20 protein-coding genes are annotated in these 21,243 nt (G+C 68.1%); 13 read left to right on the top strand and 7 right to left on the bottom strand.

What is annotated here, in order from left to right; genetic code table 11:
* Positions 1-9 precede the first annotated feature (9 nt).
* The gene (idi, locus tag QQS53_RS04470; RefSeq protein ID WP_472774710.1) at positions 10-567 is read left to right on the top strand and encodes an isopentenyl-diphosphate Delta-isomerase; all 558 of its coding nucleotides are present in this window, start codon (positions 10-12) and stop codon (positions 565-567) included.
* Here the strand turns inward: idi and QQS53_RS04475 are convergent.
* Entirely contained in the window at positions 540-1,676 is a 1,137-nt protein-coding gene (locus QQS53_RS04475) for a carboxylesterase family protein (protein ID WP_472774711.1), read from the bottom strand. The genes idi and QQS53_RS04475 overlap by 28 nt on opposite strands.
* An 18-nt stretch (positions 1,677-1,694) precedes the next feature.
* On the opposite strand from QQS53_RS04475, the gene QQS53_RS04480 reads away from it, so the two are divergent.
* Both QQS53_RS04480 and QQS53_RS04485 read left to right on the top strand, forming a co-directional pair.
* Positions 1,695-1,877, top strand: a complete 183-nt coding sequence (locus QQS53_RS04480; RefSeq protein WP_472774712.1) for a hypothetical protein — start codon at positions 1,695-1,697, stop codon at positions 1,875-1,877.
* A gap of 11 nt (positions 1,878-1,888) precedes the next feature.
* Positions 1,889-2,215: a hypothetical protein gene (locus QQS53_RS04485; RefSeq protein ID WP_472774713.1), complete on the top strand. Its 327-nt coding sequence runs from the start codon at positions 1,889-1,891 to the stop codon at positions 2,213-2,215.
* On the opposite strand, the gene malQ is transcribed toward QQS53_RS04485, so the two are convergent.
* The gene (gene malQ, locus QQS53_RS04490; RefSeq protein ID WP_472775051.1) at positions 2,212-4,323 is read right to left on the bottom strand and encodes a 4-alpha-glucanotransferase; all 2,112 of its coding nucleotides are present in this window, start codon (positions 4,321-4,323) and stop codon (positions 2,212-2,214) included. The genes QQS53_RS04485 and malQ overlap by 4 nt on opposite strands.
* Positions 4,324-4,447: 124 nt before the next feature.
* On the opposite strand from malQ, the gene QQS53_RS04495 reads away from it, so the two are divergent.
* Together QQS53_RS04495 and QQS53_RS04500 are read left to right on the top strand one after the other, a co-directional pair.
* Entirely contained in the window at positions 4,448-6,283 is a 1,836-nt protein-coding gene (locus tag QQS53_RS04495) for an AMP-dependent synthetase/ligase (RefSeq protein ID WP_472774714.1), read from the top strand.
* Positions 6,284-6,405: 122 nt separating this feature from the next.
* Positions 6,406-7,092: a hypothetical protein gene (locus QQS53_RS04500; protein ID WP_472774715.1), complete on the top strand. Its 687-nt coding sequence runs from the start codon at positions 6,406-6,408 to the stop codon at positions 7,090-7,092.
* On the opposite strand, the gene QQS53_RS04505 is transcribed toward QQS53_RS04500, so the two are convergent.
* The 5 genes from QQS53_RS04505 to QQS53_RS04525 all read right to left on the bottom strand — a co-directional run bounded on the left by QQS53_RS04505 (position 7,089) and on the right by QQS53_RS04525 (position 13,420).
* Positions 7,089-8,420 (bottom strand): PepSY-associated TM helix domain-containing protein, encoded by a 1,332-nt coding sequence (locus QQS53_RS04505; protein ID WP_472774716.1) that lies wholly within the window; start codon positions 8,418-8,420, stop codon positions 7,089-7,091. The genes QQS53_RS04500 and QQS53_RS04505 overlap by 4 nt on opposite strands.
* A gap of 125 nt (positions 8,421-8,545) precedes the next feature.
* On the bottom strand, positions 8,546-9,490 hold the full coding sequence (locus tag QQS53_RS04510; protein ID WP_472774717.1) for a hypothetical protein: 945 nt from the start codon (positions 9,488-9,490) through the stop codon (positions 8,546-8,548).
* 304 nt (positions 9,491-9,794) lie between these two features.
* Positions 9,795-10,796, bottom strand: coding sequence for an HNH endonuclease signature motif containing protein (locus QQS53_RS04515; protein ID WP_472774718.1), 1,002 nt, complete (start codon positions 10,794-10,796; stop codon positions 9,795-9,797).
* Between the two features lie 204 nt (positions 10,797-11,000).
* Entirely contained in the window at positions 11,001-12,050 is a 1,050-nt protein-coding gene (locus QQS53_RS04520; protein WP_472774719.1) for a CNNM domain-containing protein, read from the bottom strand.
* On the bottom strand, positions 12,050-13,420 hold the full coding sequence (locus QQS53_RS04525) for a hemolysin family protein (protein ID WP_472774720.1): 1,371 nt from the start codon (positions 13,418-13,420) through the stop codon (positions 12,050-12,052). The genes QQS53_RS04520 and QQS53_RS04525 overlap by 1 nt, the downstream gene beginning before the upstream one ends.
* Before the next feature lie 165 nt (positions 13,421-13,585).
* Between QQS53_RS04525 and hemW the strand changes: the two genes are divergently transcribed.
* The 8 genes from hemW (at position 13,586) to era (ending at position 21,242) form a co-directional block, all read left to right on the top strand.
* Complete coding sequence (gene hemW / locus QQS53_RS04530; protein ID WP_472774721.1) at positions 13,586-14,725, top strand: radical SAM family heme chaperone HemW; 1,140 nt, start codon at positions 13,586-13,588, stop codon at positions 14,723-14,725.
* A 10-nt stretch (positions 14,726-14,735) separates the two neighbouring features.
* Positions 14,736-15,767, top strand: coding sequence for a heat-inducible transcriptional repressor HrcA (gene hrcA, locus QQS53_RS04535; protein ID WP_472774722.1), 1,032 nt, complete (start codon positions 14,736-14,738; stop codon positions 15,765-15,767).
* Between the two features lie 84 nt (positions 15,768-15,851).
* The gene (gene dnaJ, locus QQS53_RS04540) at positions 15,852-17,009 is read left to right on the top strand and encodes a molecular chaperone DnaJ (protein ID WP_472774723.1); all 1,158 of its coding nucleotides are present in this window, start codon (positions 15,852-15,854) and stop codon (positions 17,007-17,009) included.
* Positions 17,009-17,743 (top strand): 16S rRNA (uracil(1498)-N(3))-methyltransferase, encoded by a 735-nt coding sequence (locus tag QQS53_RS04545; protein WP_472774724.1) that lies wholly within the window; start codon positions 17,009-17,011, stop codon positions 17,741-17,743. The genes dnaJ and QQS53_RS04545 overlap by 1 nt, the downstream gene beginning before the upstream one ends.
* A gap of 9 nt (positions 17,744-17,752) precedes the next feature.
* Positions 17,753-18,736, top strand: coding sequence for a PhoH family protein (locus QQS53_RS04550; protein WP_472774725.1), 984 nt, complete (start codon positions 17,753-17,755; stop codon positions 18,734-18,736).
* 7 nt (positions 18,737-18,743) lie between these two features.
* Positions 18,744-19,391 (top strand): rRNA maturation RNase YbeY, encoded by a 648-nt coding sequence (gene ybeY / locus QQS53_RS04555; protein WP_472774726.1) that lies wholly within the window; start codon positions 18,744-18,746, stop codon positions 19,389-19,391.
* 11 nt (positions 19,392-19,402) lie between these two features.
* Positions 19,403-20,251: a pyridoxal kinase PdxY gene (pdxY, locus tag QQS53_RS04560; protein WP_472774727.1), complete on the top strand. Its 849-nt coding sequence runs from the start codon at positions 19,403-19,405 to the stop codon at positions 20,249-20,251.
* Between the two features lie 43 nt (positions 20,252-20,294).
* Entirely contained in the window at positions 20,295-21,242 is a 948-nt protein-coding gene (gene era, locus QQS53_RS04565) for a GTPase Era (RefSeq protein ID WP_472774728.1), read from the top strand.
* Position 21,243 lies beyond the last annotated feature (1 nt).

The raw sequence follows: 21,243 nt of genomic DNA on the forward strand, positions 1-21,243 counted from the left end.
CAGACGCCTATGACGCCCGCTCCAGAACTCGTCGTGCTCGCCGACGCCGACGGCCAGCCGGCAGGGACCGCCGACAAGGCCACGGTTCACACGGACAACACGCCGCTGCACTTCGCGTTTTCCGCCTGGGTCCACCGCGGCGACGAAGTCCTGGTTACCCGCCGCGCCCTGGCTAAAAAGACCTGGCCGGGCGTGTGGACCAACGCCTTTTGCGGGCACCCCGGGCCCGGCGAAGACACCGCCGATGCCGTCCTGCGCCGCGCCGCCTTCGAACTAGGCCTGCGGGATACCGCGCGGCCGGCCTGCGTGCTGCCCGATTTCTCCTATCGCGCGGTGGATTCTTCCGGCGTGGTCGAAAACGAGATTTGCCCCGTCTACGTCCTGGAACTGGACCCGGGGACTGAGCCGGCCCCCAACCCGGACGAGGTGGACTCCTACCAGTGGGTTACTGCGCGTGCGCTTATCGATGCCGTCCGCGCCACCCCGTTTGCCTTTAGTCCCTGGATGGTCGAGGAGCTGGCCGAGCCCGCCCTGCGCGACTACCTGCTGGGGGTATCCGGGCGGTAGCAGGACCACAGGTAGTCCAGCGGGCCGGGGTGCGGCTGGCGGGCGCCGGTGGCGAGGTCGAAGCGCTGCGCCGACCCGGCCGGGAAACCGGCGTCGCCGGTGCGCGCGAAGTGGGCCAGCCAGTCGGCGAAGACGCCGTCGGCCGGGTCGAAGAGGGCCGGCAGGTCGTCGCAGTGGCGCGCCGGCGCCCCGTCGGAGCGGACGAACTCTACGAGGCGGATAAGCTCCGGGTGCGGGTGCTGGTGGGCTACGGCGGCGACCCAGCGGCGGATGGTGGCGTCGCCGACCACGGCGCGGTTGCTGACCGAGTGAGTGCCGGCGCGCCAGGTGGCAAAGCGCGGCAGGTTCAGCGCCGCGGCCAGCGGGCGCGGCGGGACCTTGAGCCGGTCGAGGCGGCGCGCGCCGGGCTGGCCCCACATCTCCTCGCGGGTACTGCTGACCACCAGGGGCACCGCGGCGAGCTCCGCCGGCTCCAGCGGCCACGGCCCGAGCGCGATGTCGAGGGGGTGCCGGGCGCGGAAGCGCCGGTAGCCGCGCTCCAGGCGGCCGCTTTGGGCGAGCTTGGACAGGCTGCGGCGGGTCACCGGGGCGGCGAGCGCGGTGCGCAGGCTGGCCTTGCGGCGGGAAAACGGCTCGCGCGGGAAGGCGGGGGAAAGAGCTACGGCCCGGCGGAAGCCGCCGCGGAAGTGATCGCGGCGGCACAGCCACAGCGCGATGGCCGCGCCGGCGGACTGGCCCACCAGGGTCACGTTGGTCGGATCGCCGCCGTAGTCCTCGATGTTCTTTTGCACCCACTCCAGGCCCGCCAGGCAGTCGTTCACCCCGCGGTAGGAGCGCGGCTCGTCGCCGGTAAAGCGCGCGAAGCCGGCCAGGCCCAGGCGGTAGCTGAGCTGGACCAGGATGAGGCCGGCGCGGGCGGGGTAGTCGCCGATGGCGTCGCGGTGGGAGCCGGAATCAAAGCCGCCGCCGTGGATGAAGACCACCACGGGCAGGTCCGCGCCCGGGCGCGTGCCGGCCGGCCGCGTGATGGTCATCGCGCCGACCTGCGGGGCGGCATCGAAGGGATCTTTCGGGGCAGCTGCGGGAAGCTCGAGGGATTCTGGCGCCATGCTATAAGATCATAGGCCATGGACTATCTCTCGCAGCTTGCCGATGCCACCTCCCAGGCCGTGGCCTCGGCGCCCATGTGGCTGCAGGTGGGCATCATGCTGCTGACGGTCGTGCCGGCGCTGGTGGTGGTGGCGTGGGTGCTCATGCTGGTCGTCGACTGGTGCGCCCGCCGTTTCCGCCGCCGGCCCGGGCGGCACTAGGATGAGGCATTATGGATGACAAGCACGCCGCGGACGCCCCGGAAGAGGTCGGGCGTTCGCACCGCCCGTATTCGCCGGTGGACCCGCGGGTAAACCCGACGGCGGATCAGTCGCGCCCGGATTACCAGCCGCGCGAGGGCTTGTCCGGGTCCCAGGCGCCCGAAACAGCCGAAACGGCCGAAGCAGCTGAGACAGCCGGGGCGGCCGGGGCCGGCCACGCGGCGCGGGCAGGGCAGCACAAGCGCAAGCGCGCGCTGCCGCGCTCCCAGGTCACCCCGACCCTGCGCCTGCTTATCGCCCTGGTAATCGTCGCCGCGCTTATCGGGCTGTTCGTTTAGCGCGCTGCTCGTCTAGCGGCCGCCGCCAGGCGGGCAAAGAGCGGCTGGTCGGCGATATCGTCCAGCAGGACGGGGCGCTGCTGGCTATCGCACAGCGGCACGCACCAGTTGGGGTAGAGATCCCGCGTGGTGCCCGGCTGGTTCTGCGCGCGGGTATCGCCGACCATATCGACCAGGTTCGTCACCGTCAGCGCGGCCGGGGTGGCCGCGGCGAAGCGGTGGAGGGCCTCGACGACGGCCAGCTCGTCGTCCGGCCGCGGCGCGACGGCCGGGTCGAGGAAGCCTTCGGCGGCTAGCTGGTTAATCACGGCCTGCTGCCAGGCGCGATCCTCGGCGTCTTCCACCTCGGCCGGGCGGGTGAGCACGCCTAGCTCCTCGCGCAGGGTGATGTGCCCGCCGCGCAGGTAGGACAGCGTCGGCGGCATGTCGTGCGTGCCCACGGCCACCAGCGCCAGGCGCCGGTAATCCGCCGAGGCGCGCGCGTTCTCTGTGTCCCCGGCCTTTTCGAACCAGACGACGTTGGTGCCCAAGATCCCGAAGCGGGCTAGCTCGTCGCGCACGGATTCTTCCACCGTGCCCAGGTCCTCGCCGATGACCACGGTGCCGGTGCGCTGGGCCTCGAGCGCCAGGATGCCCACCATGGCGCGCGAGTCGTAGCGCACGTAGGTCCCGGCCGTCGGCGGCAGGCCGCGCTGGATCCAGTAGAGGCGGAACAGCCCCAGGATGTGGTCGACGCGCAGGCCGCCGGAGCGCCGCATGGCCGTGCGCAGCAGGTCCCGCCACGGCCCGTAGCCGGCCTCGGCCAGGCGCACCGGGTGCCACGGCGGCTGGGACCAGTCCTGGCCCAGCTGGTTGTACTCGTCCGGCGGCGCGCCCACCGAGGCCAGCGGCGCCAGGTACTCGGCCAGGTTGACCGCGTCCGCCCCGCCCGGGTGGATGCCCACGGCCAGGTCCATGATGATCCCCACGCGCATGCCGGCCGCCCGCGCCCGCTCCTGGGCGGCGGCCAGCTGCTCGGCGCACAAAAACTGCAGCCAGCTGTAGTACTCGGTCAGCTGGTCCAGGCCCGCCTGCTGCCGATGCCGCCTCCCCGCCTGCGCAGCCAACTCCGCCTCGGCGCACCAGCGGGCAAACTCCGCCAGGCCCGCGCCCTCGGTGCGGGTGAACTCGCGGAACTGCGCGCGGCGCTCCTCCGTGTGCTCCAGGAAGAATAGCTCGCGCAGCACCTGCAGCTTGGCGTCGAAGATGACGTCCCGGTCGATGACCTGGGCGGTGGTGTTGGCCAGCTGGAACTCGGCGGCGAGTTCGTCGACGTCGGCGCGGGTGTCGGCATCGAGAAGCGCCAGCTCCGGCACGTCCTCAACGCGCAGGTAGAGCGGGTTGATGAACCGGCGGGTGGTGGGCAGGTAGGGCGAATCCTCCACCGGTGGGAAGGGCTCGGCGGCGTGCAGGGGGTTGACCAGCAGGAAGTCCGCGCCCGCGTGCTCGGCCACGAGCTCGGCCAGAGCGCCCAAGTCGTGGAAATCGCCCATGCCCCAGCTGGCGGCCGAGCGCACCGAGTACAGCTGCGCCATGACGCCGGTGCCCGGCTGCGAGAGCAGCTCGTCGGCGGTATCCAGGTGGGACGGGACCACGATGAGCGGGCAGCTCGCCTCCAGATCCTCGCTGCGCAGGTGCAGTTCGTGGTAGCCCAGCGGCAAGTCGCCCGGCACGTGGAAGCTGGCCTCGCCCCAGGACTTACCGTCGACGTCGACGTCGGGGGAGTCGTTGGGATCCTGGTAGGTCGGGGCGGTGCCGCCGTGTTCCAGTTCTACGGTGACCTCGGCGGGCGCGCCGGCGGGCACGTGGACCAGAAACGGCTCCTCGTGGCCGGCCGTGGCGACCACGCAGGCCGGCAGCGGGCGGGAGGCGGCGGCCTGGTAGTCCCAGTAGAGCTGCAGGGTGATGTCGTCGTCGCTGGGCTCGGCGGGAATGTCCACGCCGAGGGCGCGCAGGGTGCCGATGATGGTGGGGGCATCGATAGCAATGTGCTCGCCGGACTGGGCGGTATACGCCGTCGCGACCCCGTGGTGGGCGGCGAGCTCGTCGAGGAGGTGGCGGGAAGTCACGGTGCTCATTGTGCCATGAAAGCCGCGGTGTTGCTTGCTGAATATGGGGTGGGAATTGGTAGAGTGGACCACGGTTTTTATGAGGAAATGGTCATGTTCTTGAAGCAGGCCTGAAAGGAAAATTGTGACCCTACCGGAAGTGCATACCCCTGCAGAGTTTGAGATCGAGGAAGGCGAGACCTGCTTGACCGCTCTCATCGCCACCGCCAAGGCCCGCCCCCATGGGGTCATGTTTACCCGCCCGGCCAACTACGAATGGGTCAACGTCACCGCCAAGGAATTCATAGGCGAGGTCTTCGAGGTAGCCAAGGGGCTTATCGCCTGCGGAGTGGAAAAGGGCGACCGCATCGCGCTGATTTCGGCAACCCGCTACGAGTGGTCGCTTTTGGACTACGCCATCTGGGCGGCGGGCGCGGCCTCCGTGCCGGTCTACCCGTCCTCGTCGATGTCCCAGGTCCAGTGGATCATGGAAGACTCCGGCGCCGTGCTGGCCATTACCGAAACCCGCGAGCACTCCGAACTGGTGCGCCACCTGGTCCTGCAGGACGACGGGCAGCCGATGCTCAAGGACTCCCCGTCGCAGCTGCGCCGCGTGCTGGAGATCAACTCCGCGGCCATTGACACGCTGAAATTCGAGGGCCGCGGGGTGGAGGACTCCGTCATCCAGGAGCGCATCGCCGCCACGCGTACCGACGACCTGGCCTCGCTGGTCTACACCTCCGGCACGACTGGCCGGCCCAAGGGCTGCATGCTCACCCACCGCAACTGGCTGGCCGAGGTCCGCGGCCTGCTGACCAACCCCATCGGGCACATCGCCGTGCCGGGCACCCGCGTGCTGACCTTCCTGCCGCTGGCCCACGTGCTCTCGCGCGCGGTCTCGCTGGCCGTGGCCATCGGCGGCGCCACCCAGAACCACTGGTCCGATTTCTCGACCCTGTCCATCGAGTTCGCCCGCTCCCGCCCGAACCTCATCCTGGGCGTGCCGCGCGTGTTCGAGAAGGTCTACAACTCCGCCGCCGCCAAGGCCGCCGACGGCTCCGGCGTCAAGGCCGCCCTGTTCAGCCAGGCCGAGAAGGTCGCCCAGGACTACTCGCGCGCCCAGGACACCCCGGAGGGCCCCAACCGCCTGCTGCGCGCCCAGCACAAGCTCTTCGACAAGCTGGTCTACTCCAAGATCCGCGAGGGCGTGGGCGGGCAGGTGCGCTATGCGATCACCGGCGGCTCGGCCATGAGCCACGACCTGCTGCACTGGTTCCGTGGCATCGGCCTGCCGGTCTACGAGGGCTACGGGCTGACCGAGGTCGCCGCGGCCGCCGCCGTGGACTTTGAGGACCAGAAGATCGGCACCGTCGGCCGCCCGCTGGAGGGGGTGACCATCCGCACCAACGAAGAGGGCGAAATCTGCATCAAGGGCGACATCGTCTTCGCCGGCTACTGGAACAACCCGCAGGCCTCGGAGGCCGCCCTTGAGGACGGCTGGTACAACACCGGCGATCTGGGCGAAATCCTGGATTCGGGCCACATCATGATCACCGGTCGGAAAAAGGACCTCATCGTCACCGCCGGGGGCAAGAACGTCTCGCCGGGGCCGATGGAGGACATGTTGCGCTCCCACCCGCTCATCTCGCAGGCGATGGTCGTCGGCGACGGCAAGCCCTTCGTCGGCCTCCTGTTGACCCTGGAGCCGGAGGCGCTGGAGCGCTGGAAGCGCGAGTACAACATCCCGGCCAACCGCAGCGCCCAGGACGTAGCCACCGACCCGACCCTGCGCGCCGAAATCCAGGACGCCATCAACCAGGTCAACGCGACCGTCTCCCACGCGGAGGGCATCAAGAAGTTCTTCATCCTGGAATCCGACCTGACGGAGGAGGAAAACGAGCTCACGCCGACGATGAAGGTCAAGCGCAACGTCGTCGCCCAGCGCTACGCGTCCGCCATCGAGCACATCTACAAGCGCTAGAGATAAAAATCTTCTCGGAGTGTCGCCCAGAAAGTTGCCAGGTTCTCGCCTAAAGTCAGCAAGCGTCAACGGTAAGTCTCAACCTTTACTTCAGGATTGGGTTTGTTCGCGGAAAGGACGATATGCACAAACTGGCTGCTGAATTGCGCCACCGCGAATTGACGCAGGAGATCTACAACATCGGCGACGAAGTGGCCGAGTACATCGAGCACCTCATCGAGGCGCTGGAGGACTGGGACGTCGAGCTGGTCGTGGACTGCGTGGCCGAGCTCGATGACATTATTGAGGACGCGCGCGTGGACGCCGGCCGGTGCGTCGGCGAGCTCATCGGCCTGCGCCAGGCGCTGGTCTCCGGGGTGCGCTCCGGGACCATCTCCGCGGCCGCGTCGGGGGAGTTCGACGTTGCCGCGCCGGAAGGGCTGACGGTGGCGCGGTTGGAGGCTGACCACGCCGTGGCCGGCCCGCCGGTGGACGTCCATCAGCTGGCCACCGCGCTCAACGCCCGCACCCGGGCGACGGCCGAGAACCTGCGCGAACAGGTCGACTACGTCCTGGCGCAGACCGATGCCGTCGCGCGCAACCTCGACATGGTCTCCCTGCCCCACCTGTACAAGCGCGTGGGGCAAACCGTCGGCGTGGCCTTGCAGGCCTGGCAGCACTGCGTTGCCGATGCCCACCCCGGCTACGTCCGCGCCATGCGCGGGCACAACCCGCCGCCGTTTCTGGAGGAGCGCGCCCGCGTCCAGGCCGTCGTGGCCAAGGTCGCCGCGAAGCGCGCCGCCCAGAAGGCGAGCAACGCTACCGCTTAGGGCCTAACTAGACTTCCTTCCTTCTGGTCTGAGGGAAGGGCCGACGCCGCTGGATTCCCTCTCCAGCGGCGTTTCATTTTCCACTGGTCGACGGCGATAAACAGCACCAGGGTCGCGCCGAACAGCGGCAGGAAGGTGCCGGCCGTCGCCACGAACAGCCCGACGATGGCCCACTCGCCCCAGCTCAGCCGCGGGTGGCGGCCCGGGATCCGCGTCGGGCGGCGCTGGAACCACATCGCGTAGCCCGCGCCGATCATTACCGCGATGGCTACCGCCGAGGCCAGCAGCAGGATTTGCAGCGGCAGGCCGAACATGATGCCCATGTGCAGGTAGGTGCCCCACGAGGTCAGCTGGGAAAACAGCGGCAGGTCGCTAAAGGGCAGGGAGGCGGTGACGGTCTGGGTGGCCGGATCGATGGCCACGGCATCGGAGGCCAGGCGCCAGGGCACCCAGCGCTCGGCTGCCTGCCAGCCGTGGGAGGTGTCCTCGCCGGGGAAGAGGCGCAAGGGCCCGGTGAGTCCGGCATCGCGGGCGGCGCGCCAGACGCCGTCGGCCTGGTCGGCGATTTCCGCGTCGAACCACTGGCCGGCGACGACGGGCGGGTGCGGCAGGGCGGTATCGACCGGGTCGGCGCTGCCGCGCAGGGCGCTGATCGTCGTTGCCACGTTGGCCCCGGCGACGTTCGACCAGGTGATGCCGGTCGCGGACAGGCCGAGCAGGACCACGAGCAGCCAGGTGCCCAGGCTGCCGTGCAGGCGCATCAGGCCACGGCGCCCGGACCAGGTGGTGCGGGGGCGGCGGTAGCACAGCCAGATGGCCAGGCCGCCGAGGGCGACGAACCACATCCAGGACGCCGCCAGCTCCGAGTACAGGGCGCCGACATCGCCCAGGTGAAGCGACTTGTGTAGCTGGGAGAACCAGTAGCGCACCGGCAGCTCGCCGACACCCGAGTAGGACGGCTGCGCGCCCAGGACGTGGGAGTCGTAGGGGTTGACGAAGACGGCCAGGAGCCGGGACTCGCCCAGCGCCGGGTCGGCCACCAGCACACGGGTCGTGTCCGTGGCGGAGTCGGCCGGCCAGACCTGCTCGACGGGGTAGTCCGGGTAGGCCGCCTGGGCGGCGCGGACTTGCTCGCTGAGTGGCTGGGGTGGGGCATCGTTGGCGCTGACGTGCAGCAGGTCCCGGTAGACGAAGTTCTCAATCTGCGGGGCGACGGCATAGCCGGCACCGCTGATGGCCGCGACCAGGATGAACGGTGCGATGAAAAGCCCGGCATAGAAGTGCAGGCGTTTGGTCAGGGCGCCCAGGCCCGTGTTGATAAAGTTCACGCGAGTATCCCTTGTGGAAGGAAGAAACGGTCAAGGACAAGGAGCGTCGCGTCTGCAGCCGGAAACTCTTCTAAGAAGTCGTTATCGCTGCCAGAAAAGTTCCCGGCTGTTGAAAATTGGTGCGTTTAGGCAGCGTGCGCGGCGAAATTGCCCGGCGACTTCAGGTGGCTCAGCAGGAGGGCCTCCGTCCGGCGCGGGTGTTCGGTCAGGTCGTCGTAGGGCAGCCTGAGTGGGCGGTAGGAGGCGTGGCGGAGGGCATCGTCGCGCTGCTGGAGGGCTGAGGCGTGCAGTTGTGTGCTCCCGCACGCCGGGTCCTCGACCTCGACGGCCAGCCAGTTATTCAGCAGGATGCCGATGAGCGCGCCCGTGCTGGCGAACGTGCACAGCTTCATGTCGTTGAGGTGGGGACGCAGGAGGCCGGAGGAGAGGATGAGCGCGCGGGCGTAGGACTCGCCCACGTGGCGCACCGACGGGTTGGATAGTTCCGCCACTCGGCGGGCGACCTGGATGTTGCGGGCGCGGCCTAGGAATTCGATCTCGCGGCGGAAGTCGGTGGGGGTGATACCTAGGGCGCGGGCGGCATCGCCGGCGATGAGCCCGGAGGTAAAGCCGTGGAAGCGCGCCACGTCGATGACGGCGCGGGCGGGGTTGACGCAGCGGATGCCGTCGATGATGTCGTACTGGTTTAGCCGCGTTTTGCGGAACATGATTCCGGGGATATGCCGGTCGTGGGGCGGGAGGTTGTTATTGGGCAGGGACATCTCGGTCGGCGCGTTGGCGGCCGGGCCGGCCACCGGCAAACGATGCATATGCGCCGCCGCCGCAGAAATCGCCACCGCGGTATAGGAGCTCAGGCCCGCGGCGATGGCGCGCAGGCGGCCCTGTTCCTGGTGGGGCAGGGAATGGAAGTAGCGCGCGGAGACGGCGAATCGGCCCGCGACGCGCAGCAGCGCCCCGGTTTCGAGGCGGTGCCAGACGAAAGGGTGGTTGCTGGGGGTCTTGGAGAGGTTGATTAAAGCGTTGGTGTGGTCGGGTGCGGGCGAGCGGAAATACTGTGGTGAAAAGTTCATGGTTCCCAGCCTTGCGGGCGACCCGCCCCCGCGGAAGGGGCCCCACCCGCAACCTGTGGACAACCAGTGCGGTTTTGTGCGGTTCGTCACCTTTGGGGCGTGGCGGGGACGCGTTTCTGTGGATAACTCGCCTTCAGGCACGCCGAGTAGGCGCTACGGACGTGGTCCGTGGCGCCTTTTCGCGTATTTCGGCTGGCCTTGTTCCTTGTGGCCCGGCAGTCGTGGGGTTCGGCTGGCCTTGTTCCTTGTGGCGGCCTCTCGCAGCCTTCGTCTCGCGGCTTTTCTCTCTCGGCTGGCCCCCGTGTCAGCCGCCGCTCCAGGGCGGGTCCCAGGTGACTTTGCCGTGTCTTCGGTTGACCCTCCCGTGCCTGGGGTAGGCCGGATCGTCGTCGTTCCAGGAGTTATGGAACTCGCACAACAGCGTCAGGTTCTCCTGGTTGGTCTCGCCGCCGCCTGCCCAGGGGCGGATGTGGTGAACCTGGCACTCATCCGCCGGCTTGCGGCAATTCGGCCAGGCGCACCGGGTGGTCTCGGCCTTGGCCATGTCCTTCTGCTTCGGTGAGGCATGCCGTTGGTAGCGGTATTGGTTGACCGGCCCGCGCCTCGGGTCCACCAGGGTGGCAAGGCCGGCGTCGAGGAGGCATTGGCGGACGTAGTCGGCACCGGTCATGGTGGTGCCGTTGCTCAGCTGCAGTGTGATGTCATCCCCGTCGCCGGCTAGGATGCGTACCCAGTCGGGAAGGGAGATGACCACGTGCGTGGTCTTGGGCTGCTTCTCTAGGCCTCCGCTGAACAGGGCTTCCACGTCGGGGATGGTTTTGATTGATGCCCAGAGGTTTTCTACCAGCTGCGGGTCCCCGGTAATGGAGAAGGTGCTGGGTCCGTCTTTGCGGCGGGTCACGCGTACGCCTTCGGCGGGTGGTGCCGGGCGGTTGAGTTCCAAGACTTTTTGGTTGGCCAGTCGGCGGAGTTGTTTGGTGGTGCCGGGGGTGTTGCACAGTTCGATGAGCATGGCCCAGGCCTCGCCCTGGTGGCGTACCCGGCGGAAGGCGTTGTCCAGGACTAGCAGGGTGTCGAGGTGGTGGCCCTGAGAAGCGGCGGCTCGGCGGGCGGCGGCTTGCTTGCGTGTATAGGACGTTTTCCCGAAGAAGGTTTGGCACGCGCGGTGCTGCGCGGCGGCGGCGACGTCGGACATGACAGCCTTCATAGCGGGCAGGCTGAGCTCGCGGCACAGGTCCAGGTAGCTGATCCCGTCCGCGAAGATGGCGTGCGCTGCTGTGAGTGTGTCCATGGCTGTCGTTGTCATGACTCACACGCTAGGAGCCCCTGACAACCCCTACAAGGGCCGGAATGCCGATCTGTGGATAACTCGGGGCAATATAACCATCCTGCGCACACCATCCACAGGCTGAAAACGGCCGTTTTTGCGGCGCCACCTGCGAAAAAGACCCGCAGCATAGGAATGTGCCCAGGCTGCGGGAAGGCGGGTAGAACTGTTACTTAGTTTCGGTTACTTCGTCTCGCTGACCTGGTCGAGCTTCTCGGCAATCTGCGGCCACAGCTGACCCATGATGTCGTCCCAGGTCAGTACCCACATCGCGTTGTCCTTGTCGGCCCGGCCGACCACCACGAGCTGCTCGTTGCGGGCGCGCATGTGGTCCAGCGTGTGCTGCACGGTCGTGCCGCCGGCGACGGTCAGGCACGGGCGCGAGAACTCCAGCACCGGGGTCTCCGGGTCGGCGAGCAGGGTGTCGCGGACGTGGACCAGCCGCGGCACGCGGGAGGACTTGCCGAAGACGAGCACGCGCATGATGTCCTTGCGCAGTACCAGGTCCTGCAGCTCGCGCACGGTGGTGTCGCTGGGCATGGGGACCACGGCGGAACCGTGCTCGCGGGCGAGCTCGGCGACCGTCGAAGACTCGAGCTCGATGACGCCGGTGATCTGCGAGGCGGATTCGTCGTCCATGGCGCCGGTCTCGCGGGAGTGCTCGACCAGGCTGCGCAGCGTCTCGACGTTGTAGCCGGCGGCCGCCGCGCGGTCGACGGGCTCCTCGCCGGCCAGGTGCACCAGCTGGTTGGCCATCCGGTTGATCCAGGCCAGCAGCGGGCGGAAGACCCAGATGAAGGCGCGGGCGGGGATGGCGATGAGCCGCAACGCGGTCTCCGGGTGGGTAATCGCCCAGGACTTCGGGGCCATCTCGCCGATGACCAGGTGCAGGAACGTCGCTAGGAACAGCGCGACGATAAACGCCACGATGTCGGCCACGCGCGCGGGCATGCTCAGCGCCTCGAAGACGGGCATCAGCAGGTGGTGGAACCACGGCTTGGTGACCGCACCCAGGATGAAGGTGGCGGCGGTGATGCCGAGCTGGGAGCCGGCGAGCATCATCGTTAGCTCGTTGAGGCTGCGCAGGCCGGCCCGGGCGCTGCGGGAGTCCTCGGCTATCTCCTCGAGGCGGTTGCGGCGCGCGCCCAGCAGGGAGAACTCGATGACCACGAAGAACGCGGAGGCGACGATGATGACGATCGTCACCAGTAGGTTAAAAACCCAGTTGTCCATTACTTCTCCTCCTCCCGGTATTCTTCGACCAGCTCCAGCGCGAGGCTCGAGGGCACGTGCCGGTCGATCTCCTCGACGCGCACCTTGAGGTGGCGCAGTGGGGCATCGTCGGCGTCGACCCAGTCCTCGGGCTCGGCCTCCAGGTCGATGGTGTGGACCTCGCCGGCCTCGACCAGCGCGCCGGTCTGGGACATCAGCAGCCCGGAGATGGTCTCGTAGTCGCCCTCGGGCAGGTCGTGGCCGATGGCGCGCTCGACCTCGTCCAGCGGGGTGTCGCCGTCGACGATCCAGTGGTTGTCGCCCTGCTCGGTGATTTCCTCGGACTCTTCGATGTCGTGCTCGTCGGTGACATCACCCAGGATTTCCTCGGCCAGGTCCTCGAGCGTAACGATGCCGACAAACCCGCCGTACTCATCAATCACGCACGCCAGTTTCTGGTCCTGGCCGCGCAACTCGGAGACTAGATCCGGCAGCGGCATCATTTCCGGGACCACGACGGGCTCGCGCATGACGCGGGTGACGGGGGCATCGGCGGCCAGTTCGGTGCCCAGGACGTCGATGAGGTGGACGACGCCGATGGGGTTGTGCTCCTCGTCGACGACGGGGTAGCGGGTGTGGTTGGCGGCCATGAGCGCGCGGACCTCGCCGAGGGTGGTCTCGGGGTCGACGGCGTCGGCGCGGGAACGCGGGATCATCGCGTGCTCGACGTCGTGCTCGGGGAAATCCAGCAGACGGTCGAGCACCATGTAGGTGTCCTGATCCAGGTCGCCGGCCTCGTGGGAGGCGTCCACGATGGACTCGAAGTCGTCGGTGGTGGCCGACGAATCCACGTCGTCGACCGGCTCCACGCGGAACAGGCGCAGGATGGCGTTGGAGGAATACTCGAAGAAGTGGATAATCCAGCCGAAGATGCGCAGGTACCACTGCGTGGAGGCGGCCAGGAAGCGGGCCGACTTCATCGGCGCGGCGATGGTGTAGTTCTTGGGGAACAGCTCCGCGAAGAGCATGCTGGCGATGGTCGACAGCGCCAGCGCCACCACGGTGCCGACGGTGACGGAGACCGACCGCGGCACGCCGACGCCGCCGAGCAGCACGCCTAGGGCCTCGCCGACGAGCGGCTCGGCGACGTAGCCGATGAGCAGGCCGGAAATCGTAATGCCCAGCTGCGCGCCCGAGAGCATGAAGGATGTGCGCTCGGTGATGTGCAGGGCCCGCTGGGCGGTTTTATCCCCGTGGGCGGCCGCGGTGCGAAGCTGCGTGCGGTCGACCGACATGAACGCGAATTCCTGCGCGACGAAATACGCGTTGGCCACAATGATGAGAGCGATGACCACGATGCCCGCTAAGAGCATCAAAGCTGCGGACCACATGGTTTAGACCCCACCGCCTAGATACAGGTAGCGGGGACATCGACTGGGAGGTTCCACCAAAGTAGCCTTTCTTTCCTTGGGGACGGGGATTTTTTACCTTCTTAGACTACATGTATAACCGCCCTGGCCCCCAAGTTTGTTCCCGCTTTCGCTAGGCTGATGCCCATGCAGGATTCCTTTGGGCTCTATATCCACGTCCCGTTTTGCGCCACACGCTGCGGGTATTGCGATTTCAACACCTATACGCCCGGGGAGTTGGGCGCGCCGAATTCGCAGGCCAGCTACCTCGACGCCCTGGACCAGGAGCTCGAGCTGGCAGCGGCGAAGATCCAGCGCCCGGCGGAGACGGTCTTTATCGGCGGCGGCACCCCCTCGTTGCTGGGTGCGGACGGCCTGGCCCGCGTGCTGGACCGCGTGCGCGCGACCTTCGGCCTGGCCAAAGGCGCGGAGGTGACCACGGAATCCAACCCGGAGTCGACGGGCCCGGCGTTTTTCGCCGGCCTACGCGAGGCGGGCTTTACGCGGGTGAGCCTGGGGATGCAGTCGGCATCGTCGGCCGTGCTGGCGGTGCTGGAGCGCGCCCACACGCCGGGCCGGGCCTTCGACGCGGCCGCCGAGGCCCTGGCCGCGGGCTTCGAGCACGTGAACCTGGACATGATCTACGGCACGCCGGGCGAGACCGACGACGACGTGCGCGCGACCCTGGACCGCGTGCTGGCCACGGGCGTGGACCACGTCAGCGCCTATTCGCTCATCGTGGAGGACGGCACCCGCATGGCCCGCAAGGTCAACAAAGGCCAGCTGCCCGCCCCCGACGAGGACGTTATGGCCCGGCGCTACCAGCTCATCGCCGGCGCCCTGGAGGAGGCCGGCTACGGATGGTACGAGGTCTCCAACTGGGCGAAGCCGGGCGGGGCCTGCCGGCACAACCTCATCTACTGGCGCGACGGCGACTGGTGGGGTGCTGGCCCCGGCGCCCACTCCCACCTGGGCAACACCCGCTTTTTCAACGTCAAGCACCCGGCCCGCTACTCCCGCCTGCTTGGCGATGCCGCCCTGCCCATCGCCGGCGAAGAAATCCTCACCGACGCCGACCGGCACACCGAGGCCATCATGCTGGGCCTGCGGTTGAGCGAGGGCATCCCGCGCGGCTGGGTCTCGGAGGCTGCCGACGAGGTGGTGGGGCGGCATCGCCGGCGCGGGCTGCTGGAAGAAGCCGACGGGCGGTTAAAGGTCACGGACTCCGGACGCCTGCTGGCGGACGGGATTATCACCGATATCTTGGTGGCCGAAGACCGCGGGTAGGCTTAAAGGCATGTCTAGCACTACTGATGCGCGCCGCAAGGAAGTCCTGCGTGCCATCGTCGCGGACTATATTGCCAGCCAGGAACCGGTGGGCTCGAAGACCCTGCTGGAGCGCTACCAGCTGGGGGTATCATCGGCGACCATCCGCAACGACATGGCGGCGTTGGAATCCGAAGGCCTAATCACCCAGCCGCACGCCAGCTCCGGGCGCGTTCCCACGCAGAAGGGCTACCGCCTCTTCGTGGACGCCATCCACGACTTAAAACCCTTGAGCGCGTCGGAGCGCCGGGCCATGCTCAACTTCCTGGAAGGCGGGGTGGACCTGGAGGACGTGCTCTCGCGCTCGGTGCAGCTATTGGCCCAGGTCACCAAGCAGGCCGCGGTGGTGCAGATGCCGAACCTGCAGGTCTCGCGCGTCAAGCACTGCGAGGTCGTGGCCTTAAGCCCGGTCCGCCTGCTGCTGGTGCTGATTACGGATACCGGCCGGGTGGACCAGCGCAACGTGGCGCTGGATGCGGTCATCGACCCGGACCAGACGCACCGGCTGCGCGAGCTGCTCAACAACGCCCTGGCGGGCAAGACCATCACGGAGGCCTCCCAGTCCCTGGCCGACCTGGTCGACGTCGCCCCGGTGGACATGCGCGGGCACGTGCTCAACAGCGCCACGACGCTGATCGAGACCCTGGTCAACCAGCCGGCCGACCGCCTGCTGCTGGCCGGCACCTCCAACCTGACCCGCCTGGCCCGGGATTTCCCGGACGGCCTGCCGGGCATTATCGATGCCCTCGAGGAGCAGGTGGTCTTCCTCAAGCTGCTGGCGCGCGTGCCGGATATGGGCAACGTCTCCGTGGTCATCGGGGACGAGCACGAGGCGGACGCCCTGCGCACCTCGTCGGTGGTAACCACCGCCTACGGCACGGACGGCGAGACGCTGGGCGGCCTCGGCGTGGTGGGGCCGACGTTTATGGATTACTCGGGAACAATAGCTAAGGTTTCTGCTGTTGCACGCTATGTCAGCGAAATTCTGGCCGGGGAGAAATAGCCGCTGCAGCGGCTAGTAGGCTGGAAGGCCGCTACAGATTTTTAAATACCCCTATCGACTAAGCAAGTAAGGACGCAATTTACCGTGGCTCGTGACTATTACGGCATTCTGGGCGTGGACAAGTCCGCGTCCGACTCGGAGATTAAGAAGGCCTACCGCAAGCTCGCGCGCAAGTACCACCCGGACGTGAACCCGGGCGACGACGAGGCGGCGGAGAAGTTCCGCGAGGCCTCCCTGGCCCAAGAGGTCCTGCTGGACCCGCAGAAGCGCCAGATCGTGGACATGGGCGGAGATCCCATGGAGCAGCGCGGCGGCGGGCCCGGTGCCGGCGCGGGCGGTTTCAGCGGCTTCGGGGGCGGCGGCCTGGGCGATATCTTCGCCGAGTTCTTCGGCGGGGCGGCCGGCGGCTCCCGCGGCCCGCGCTCGCGCGTGCAGCCGGGCAACGACGCCCTGCTGCGCACCAGCATCACCCTCGAGGAGGCCTTCACCGGCCTGCAGAAGCAGGTCACCGTGGACACCGCCGTGCTCTGCGACAAGTGCGAGGGCTCCGGCTCGGAGTCCAAGGCCAAGCCGGTGACCTGCCCGACCTGCTCCGGCGCGGGTGAAATCCAGGAGACCCAGCGCAGCTTCCTGGGCAACGTTCTTACCTCGCGCCCGTGCCCGCAGTGCCAGGGCTACGGCGAAATCATCGAGGACCCCTGCAACCACTGCGGCGGCGACGGACGCGTGAAGAAGCGCCGGGACCTGAAGGTCAATATCCCGGCGGGCATCGGCAACGGCATGCGCATCCGCATGGCATCCCAGGGCGAGGTCGGCCACGGCGGCGGCCCGGCCGGCGACCTCTACGTGGAGGTTTCTACCCGCCCGCACAAGGTCTTCGAGCGCGACGCCGACGACCTGCACGTGACCCTGCGCGTGCCGATGGTGGACGCCGCCCTGGGCACCCAGGTCAAGCTGCCGCACCTAAGCGGCGAGGAGGTCACCGTGGACGTGGCCGCCGGCACGCAGCCGGGCGAGGCCATCGAGATCCCGGGCCAGGGCATGACCCGCCTGCGCACCGAGGGCGCGGGCAACCTGTACGCCCACGTGGACGTGGTGGTCCCGCGCAACCTGGACAAGAAGACCCGCGAGGCGCTGGAGAAGATCCGCGACCGCCAGAACGACTCCGCCACCGTCAAGGAGGAGGGCGACGGCCAGGACGAGTCGCTGTTTTCCCGCCTGCGGGGCCACTTCCGTCGCTAATGTCGCTGCCCGTATTCATCCACCCGGACCTGAGCCCCGCCGCGCCCGGTCAGACCGTGCGCCTGGACGGGGCGGAGGGCCGCCACGCCGTGACGGTCAAGCGGCTCAAACCCGCCGAGCAGCTGGAGCTTATCGACGGCACCGGCCGCGTGGTCACCGCGGAGGTCACCGCCACCGCTGGGAAGGACCAGCTGGAGGCCACCGTCACCGCGGTGCGCGCGGAACCGGCCCCGCATCCGAAGGTGGTCGTCGTGCAGGCCATCCCGAAATCGGAGCGCGCCGAACTGGCCGTGGATTTGGCCACCCAGGCCGGCGCGGACGAGATCATCGCCTGGCAGGCCGACCGCTGCGTGGCCAAGTGGGAGGGCAAGAAGATCCCGAAGGCGCTGGCCAAGTGGGAGGCTGCGGCCCAGGCGGCGGCCAAACAGTCCCGCCGGGCGCGCATCCCGCGGGTTAGCGGCCCGGTCACCACCGGCGAGCTGACCCAGCTGCTGGCCCAGGCCGACCACGCCTTAGTCCTGCACGAGGAGGCCACCCGCAGCATCCGTGAGGCCCAGCTTTCCGGCACGGTCTACCTGCTGGTGGGCCCGGAAGGTGGCATCGGCAGCGCGGAGCTGGAACGCCTGACCCAGGCCGGGGCGCAACCTATCAAGTTGGGGCCGCAGGTGCTGCGGACGGCATCGGCGGCCATGGTGGCCCTGGCGGCTATCGGGGCGTTAACCGAGCGCTGGTAGCCTATGGGCGTGGCTATTGATACCCAGAAAATTGAGCTCGACCCGGTCTACGTCAACGCCGTGCTGGGCACGGCGGATGCGACGCTGCGCGTGCTCAACGACCAGCTGGATGCCGATCTCTTCGCCCGCGGCACCACGGTGACCGTCACGGGCCCCGACTTCGAGATCGCCCGGGCGGTCAAGGTCTTCGAGGAGTTGGAGGCCATCGCCCGCCGTGGGCACGCCATCTCCCCGGAGACGGTCAAGCACACCGTGGCCATGATCGAGACGGAGGCGCCGCTGTCGGTCAGCCAGGCGCTGGCCGCGGATATTATCTCGCGGCGCGGCAAGACCATCCGGCCGAAGACGGTGGGGCAGAGCCGGTACGTGCAGGCCATTGATGATCACACGGTGGTCTTCGGCATCGGCCCGGCCGGCTCCGGCAAGACCTACCTGGCCGTGGCCAAGGCCGTCCAGGCGTTGCAGAACAAGCAGGTCCAACGCATCATCCTGACCCGCCCGGCCGTCGAGGCGGGCGAGAAGCTGGGCTTTTTGCCCGGCACCTTAAACGACAAGATCGACCCCTACCTGCGCCCGCTCTACGACGCGCTGCGGGACATGCTGGACCCGGAGATGATCCCGAAGCTGATGGACGCCGGCATCATCGAGGTCGCCCCGCTGGCCTATATGCGCGGCCGCACGCTCAACGATGCCTTCGTCATCCTCGACGAGGCCCAAAACACCACGCCCGAGCAGATGAAGATGTTCCTGACCCGCCTGGGCTTCGGCTCGACCATCGTGGTCACCGGCGACGTCTCCCAGGTGGACCTGCCGCGCGGGCAGGTCTCCGGGCTGAAGATCGTGCGCCGCATCCTGGACGGGGTGGACGATATTTATTTCGCGGATCTCGGTTCCCACGACGTGGTGCGCCACGCGCTGGTCGGGCGGATCGTCAACGCTTACGATGCCTACGATGCCGCCACCGAGCGCGGCCGCCAGAAGCAGGAGGGCTAGAAAAACCATGGCCATTGAATTTGTCAACGAGTCCGGCTACGCCGGCGTGAACGAGGAGATGCTGGGAGACGTCGCCAGCTTCGCCCTGGCGCAGATGGACGTCAGCCCGGAGGCCGAGGCGACCATCTCCGCGGTCGACCTGGCCACAATCGAGGACATGCACGTGCGCTGGATGGACCTGGCCGGGCCTACGGACGTGATGAGCTTCCCGATGGATGAGGTCACCCCGGGCTCGAGCACCGGTACCCTGCGCCCGGACGCGCCGGCGGCCCAGGACGGCTTTGGCCCGGCGATGCTGGGCGATATCGTCCTGTGCCCCGAATTCGCCGAGCGCCAGGCCCAGGCCGCCGGCCATTCGCTGGGCCACGAGCTGGCGCTTTTGACGGTGCACGGGGTGCTGCACCTGCTGGGCTACGACCACGCCACCCCCGCGCAGGAAAAGGAGATGTTCGGCCTGCAGAACGAGCTGCTGGCCAACTGGTACGACGATCTGTCCGCGCGCGGGGTGAGCTACCAGCCCAAGCCGACCGGCCCGCGGGCGTTCCCTTCGGCGGCCGACCGCGCGGACCTGGACCGCCAGGTGCCCGGCGGTGGCATCCCGCCGGTGGGGGAGCCGGTGGCCACACCCGGCAACAGTGACGTAGACGACGACTAGACTTATCTGCCATGAGTATCCTTTCCATCCAGTCTCATGTGGCCTACGGGCACGTGGGGAACTCCGCTGCCGTCTTTCCCCTCCAACGCGCCGGCCACGAGGTCTGGCCCGTGCACACCGTTAATTTCTCGAACCACACCGGCTACGGTGACTGGGGCGGGCCGCAGCTGCCGGCCGCGCAGGTCACCGAGATCATCGACGGCATCGAGCGCCGCGGCGCCTTCCCGGATGTCGCGGCGGTGCTGTCCGGCTACCAGGGCGGCTCCGATATCGCGGAGGTCATCATCGACGCCGTGCGCCGGGTCAAAAAGGCCAACCCGCAGGCGCTGTACGCCTGCGACCCGGTGATGGGCAACGAGAAGTCCGGCTGCTTCGTCTCCGACGAGATCCCGCCGCTGCTGCGCGATAAAATCCTGCCGGTCGCCGACATCATTTTCCCCAACCAGTTTGAGCTGGGCTACCTGACCGGCCAGCCGACCGGCACGCTGGACGAGACCCTGCAGGCGGTCAAGGTGGCCCAGGAGATTGGCCCGCGCGTGGTCCTGGTGACCTCCGTCGAGCGGCCCGAGACCCCGGAGGACCAGGTGGAGATGATCGCCGTGGACGGCGACCGCGCCTTTACGGTGACCACCCCGCGCCTGCCGGTCAAGTACAACGGCTCCGGCGACGTGACCGCGGCCCTGTTCACCGGCCACTACGTGCGCCACCAGGATGCCCACGCGGCGCTCAAGGCCACGGCCTCCCAGGTCTACGATCTGCTGCGCACCACCTACGAGGCGGACTCGCGCGAGCTGGAGCTCATCGCCGCCCAGGACTGCTTCGCCCACCCGCAGCTGCAGTTCAGCGTGGACGAACTCTAGGTTTTCCTGCCCCCGCGCGTGACCTTGTAGGATAGTTCCCACGATGACTAATGAAACATTCTTGGCCGGCACGGCCGGCACCCCGGAGGGGTTCCGCTCCGGGTTCGTCAGCTTCGTCGGCCGCCCGAACACCGGCAAGTCCACCCTCACCAACGCGCTGGTGGGGCAGAAGATCGCCATCACCGCGGATCAGCCGGAGACCACGCGACACCCGATCCGCGGGCTGGTGCACCGCGACAATGCCCAGATCATCGTGGTGGACACCCCCGGCCTACACCGGCCGCGAACGCTGCTGGGCGAGCGCCTCAACGAGGCCGTCAAGGACACCTACGCCGACGTCGACGTCATCGGCATGACCGTGCCGGCGGACGAAAAGATCGGCCCGGGAGATCGCTGGATCCTGGACAACGTCAAAAAGGTCGCCCCGCGCACCCCGGTGGTCGGGATCGTGACCAAGCTGGACAAGGCCACCAAGGACCAGGTCGGCGCGCAGCTGCTGGCCCTGCACGAGCTGCTGAGCCAGGACGACCCGGATGCCGTGGTCATCCCGGTCTCCGCGCGGGAAAACACGCAGATCGACGATCTCATCGGCGTGCTGACCGAGGCGCTGCCGGAGGGCCCGAAGTTCTACCCGGACGACCACGTCACCGACGACGACCGGGACACCCGCATCTCGGAGCTCATCCGCGAGGCCGCGCTGTCCGGGCTCAAGGACGAGCTGCCGCACTCGGTGGCGGTGGAGGTCGACGAGGTCCTGCCCGATCCGGAGCGCGAGGGCGTGCTCGACGTCCACGCCGTGCTCTATGTGGAGCGCCCGGGGCAAAAGCGAATCATCGAGGGCAAGGACGGGCGCCGGATGCGCCGGATCGTGGGCAACGCCCGCAAGGAAATCATCTCCCTGCTGGGCCAGAACATCTACCTGGACCTGCGCATCAAGGTGCTCAAGAACTGGCAGTCCGACCCGAAGTCGCTGGGCCGGCTGGGCTTTTAGG

This window comes from Corynebacterium sp. 2571A (genome assembly GCF_055700935.1).

Coding starts and splice junctions, on each gene's coding strand:
- idi (WP_472774710.1), top strand. CDS start 10: ATGACGCCCGCTCCAGAACTCGTCGTGCTCGCCGACGCCGACGGCCAG.
- QQS53_RS04475 (WP_472774711.1), bottom strand. CDS start 1,676: ATGGCGCCAGAATCCCTCGAGCTTCCCGCAGCTGCCCCGAAAGATCCC.
- QQS53_RS04480 (WP_472774712.1), top strand. CDS start 1,695: ATGGACTATCTCTCGCAGCTTGCCGATGCCACCTCCCAGGCCGTGGCC.
- QQS53_RS04485 (WP_472774713.1), top strand. CDS start 1,889: ATGGATGACAAGCACGCCGCGGACGCCCCGGAAGAGGTCGGGCGTTCG.
- QQS53_RS04500 (WP_472774715.1), top strand. CDS start 6,406: ATGCACAAACTGGCTGCTGAATTGCGCCACCGCGAATTGACGCAGGAG.
- QQS53_RS04510 (WP_472774717.1), bottom strand. CDS start 9,490: ATGAACTTTTCACCACAGTATTTCCGCTCGCCCGCACCCGACCACACC.
- QQS53_RS04515 (WP_472774718.1), bottom strand. CDS start 10,796: ATGACAACGACAGCCATGGACACACTCACAGCAGCGCACGCCATCTTC.
- QQS53_RS04520 (WP_472774719.1), bottom strand. CDS start 12,050: ATGGACAACTGGGTTTTTAACCTACTGGTGACGATCGTCATCATCGTC.
- QQS53_RS04525 (WP_472774720.1), bottom strand. CDS start 13,420: ATGTGGTCCGCAGCTTTGATGCTCTTAGCGGGCATCGTGGTCATCGCT.
- hemW (WP_472774721.1), top strand. CDS start 13,586: ATGCAGGATTCCTTTGGGCTCTATATCCACGTCCCGTTTTGCGCCACA.
- hrcA (WP_472774722.1), top strand. CDS start 14,736: ATGTCTAGCACTACTGATGCGCGCCGCAAGGAAGTCCTGCGTGCCATC.
- QQS53_RS04545 (WP_472774724.1), top strand. CDS start 17,009: ATGTCGCTGCCCGTATTCATCCACCCGGACCTGAGCCCCGCCGCGCCC.
- ybeY (WP_472774726.1), top strand. CDS start 18,744: ATGGCCATTGAATTTGTCAACGAGTCCGGCTACGCCGGCGTGAACGAG.
- pdxY (WP_472774727.1), top strand. CDS start 19,403: ATGAGTATCCTTTCCATCCAGTCTCATGTGGCCTACGGGCACGTGGGG.
- era (WP_472774728.1), top strand. CDS start 20,295: ATGACTAATGAAACATTCTTGGCCGGCACGGCCGGCACCCCGGAGGGG.